The organism is Rhodococcus sp. (in: high G+C Gram-positive bacteria), assembly GCF_049286785.1.
In the GTDB taxonomy this organism is placed as follows: domain Bacteria; phylum Actinomycetota; class Actinomycetes; order Mycobacteriales; family Mycobacteriaceae; genus Rhodococcus_F.
Genome location: NZ_JBAQEO010000746.1, coordinates 1 through 2,687, shown reverse-complemented (window position 1 = coordinate 2,687; position 2,687 = coordinate 1). Strand labels below are relative to the sequence as shown.

The window sequence follows — 2,687 nt, the reverse complement described above, 5'->3', positions numbered from 1 at the left end:
AGGACCCGTGTCCGGTTGACGAGACCCCGGCCAGCCATGGTGTGCACCGATTCCTGGTGCGTGGGTAGCGCTTGGCTTCGAATCGGGCGACGATGGTCGGCTCGTCGAGCCAGGACCGCCAAAGCCGCGCAGGAACACGCACCGGTTGCGGCTGTCCGAGCAAGGCGAGCTGCTCGAATTCCGCAGGCGCCGGGGGCACGGGCATGCCCGGGAGCGGGGAAATGCCGCTGGTGACGCTCACTGGTTTCTCCGCTCGAACCGCTCTCAAGGTGCTGTTACCGGTGAGCGTAGAAGCGGGGACCGACACACAACTACAGTGGACGCGCGTGGATTCGCACAACGTCCGCCGTTCTAGCCAGCTACTTTCGTTTTCCGCTTAGGCTTGCGCATCTGCGGTGCGAGCTGAGTCTCACACTCCTTGCTGGTCTCTAGCATCGATCGAATCAGTATGTCGAGTTTCGCAGTCACCTCGTCACTGGTCCGGAAGTCTTCATCGCGATGGAGGGCTGTCACAACGTCGTCGAAACGGAGAGTCAGTTCGTTGGTGAGAGGCCTCATAGCCGGATCCCAGACCGTCATCTTGCACTCGCGCAACGCTTGGTCGATCGAGCTAACCGCGGCCTCCACATCGAGTACCGCGGCAGAGTGACGAGCGCTGCCCGCTTCATTCAATTGTTTCGTCTGTGGATCGACCATTGGGTACCCCCCGGCCCGCGACAGTGCTTTGACCTTAGGCGGTAGCGCGTTGATCGCGGTCAAAGCCTGGGCTACGGCCTGCCGTTGAGTATTTCGTCGGGATTCCTCCCGGTTCCACAGTTCACGTCTGTGGGTCGCCCATTGAGTAATGAGGGCGCCCAGCAAGACTCCCACCAAGCCGAATAGTGGAGCGAGGAACATCATCGCATCATCGTGCCAGCGAGGATCTATGAGCGGCGAAACCATGGTGCTCGTGACCGGCCGTGCGACCCTCGCTACTTACCGGAGAGGTGACGAACCGGACGCTTCTTGAGTAGCGTCACCAATTCTTCCGCACGTGTGAGTGCCGCTGCGTGGCCGCGGAAGCGGTCATGGAATTCGTTGACGGCCTCGCAAGGGTCTTCGTGTGATCTCGGTGTCACAGCAGCAGTGAAGTTGTTCAGGACGACGGGATTCACATTCCTCAGATATGTATCGGCGAGGAGGCGCTCGATACCCGTCCATGCCTGCCGCGAGCGCATCTCACTCGCCTTGACGCGAATCGCGAGTTCATCACCGGCCCTGGGAAAGAGGAACCTCAGCCGGGACTGTTCCCGGTCGACGTCAGAGAGATCGGGCATCAGTGCATCCGCAGCACTCAACTCGTCAGTGAACTGCCGTAGTGCATCGACGAGACCAGATGGGGGTTTCTCCGCGAGGTCAGCGACGGGAAGTTCGATGGTTTGGACCGATTCGATGGCAACCGGATCGATTGCAAGCGAGAGCGAGCCGGGCGACTCGTAGACATTGAGGTACCGGACCGCCAACAGGTCGGCATGTCTGAGTTCATCCAGCGCTATCTGGCTTACTGCATCCTGCGTTTCATCGCGAGTATCACTGCTGATGTCCTTCGCAGCGACGGCGAGTCGGACTCGGTGAAGGTAGAACACTTTGTCGGCGTCGTTCTGGTTCTGCATCCGTCGATGCATGTTCTCGATTGACGCTTCGTAGGTGCCCACGTGCAGTGCCTTGGTGGTCGCACGTTGAAGGGCCGATTCGATCTGTATTCCGCATCTCGTATCCAGGCTCTCTAGCGCGGCGCGCATGAGCTCCGGGTAGTTCGTCGGAGGCCACTCAGGGAACGAGCTGGTGTGATACCAGGCAAACCTGGCGACGGCGTCGTTTGACATTGCCGGATCGTTCGGGTCACGAAGCACGGTGGCGAGACGGCCGTAGTGGATGTCCTTACCGCAGTGCTCGCACGGGATAAGTCCGGTGTCCTGGTGGTCCCAGTAGTCGACCGCGCTTACGGTGCTGGACCGGCCGCACTCGCATCGCATTCGGTAGGAGTAATTGAATCCAGAGATCCGTTCGATCAACGGTTCTGAGGGAGTGTGGTTGCTGCTCATCTGGCCTGATAGTAATGCGGCCGGTTGAAGCCACGCCGCGATGGAATGAAGCGGTGAAAGTCAGGCAGTTGTTGGCTGCGTCGACCTCACGGTGCCCCGCCACGAATGGTGGCGGGGCACCGTGAAATGCCGTCGTCGGTCAGGGGTCAGGGGTCAGGCGGTTGCGGCAAGCGATTCATCTGCCGGCTGGGGCGAAGAGTCCGCCGCTGCGGTCACGGCCGGGGTCGCCGGCTGGTCCTTCTGTGGGGTCTTGCGGTTGCGGCGCTGTGATCCGCGTCGGCTGAGCTTGTTGTCCTCGGCTTGCCACCGCTTCAGGTCGGACTCGCTGAACCCAGCGCTGCGCGCGGCGGCGAGTGCGTCGGTCAAGGATTTCTTGTTCGCGGCATCGGTGCGCGCGAACTCCTCGCGGGTATCGGCGAGATTCTTGTGTGCTTTGGCAACCACGCGGATCGCCTGCATCTTCTTCTCGGCTTCTCGTCGGATCTGTTCATCGAGAGCGGCGAATTCGGTTTCCAGCGACTGGTTCTCCATGCGGTCGATCGTATAGACGATGTCCGCGAATCTCGAGCCGTACACGCGGTGTGTTCGTGAGTCGATTCGCGC

The 2,687-nt window shown here is 60.9% G+C and carries 3 protein-coding genes and 1 pseudogene; all 4 read right to left on the bottom strand.

Going from position 1 to position 2,687, the window contains the following annotated elements; all coding sequences use genetic code 11:
• Positions 1 to 205 (bottom strand): annotated as a pseudogene (locus tag WAW17_RS27095) (hypothetical protein); the annotation flags it as partial.
• A gap of 146 nt (positions 206 to 351) precedes the next feature.
• Positions 352 to 900, bottom strand: coding sequence for a hypothetical protein (locus WAW17_RS27090; RefSeq protein ID WP_422335951.1), 549 nt, complete (start codon positions 898 to 900; stop codon positions 352 to 354).
• A 71-nt stretch (positions 901 to 971) separates the two neighbouring features.
• Positions 972 to 2,084: a hypothetical protein gene (locus WAW17_RS27085; RefSeq protein ID WP_422335950.1), complete on the bottom strand. Its 1,113-nt coding sequence runs from the start codon at positions 2,082 to 2,084 to the stop codon at positions 972 to 974.
• Between the two features lie 153 nt (positions 2,085 to 2,237).
• On the bottom strand, positions 2,238 to 2,687 hold a 450-nt coding region (locus WAW17_RS27080), incomplete at its 5' end, for a hypothetical protein (RefSeq protein WP_422335949.1).

Coding starts and splice junctions, on each gene's coding strand:
- WAW17_RS27090 (WP_422335951.1), bottom strand. CDS start 900: ATGATGTTCCTCGCTCCACTATTCGGCTTGGTGGGAGTCTTGCTGGGC.
- WAW17_RS27085 (WP_422335950.1), bottom strand. CDS start 2,084: ATGAGCAGCAACCACACTCCCTCAGAACCGTTGATCGAACGGATCTCT.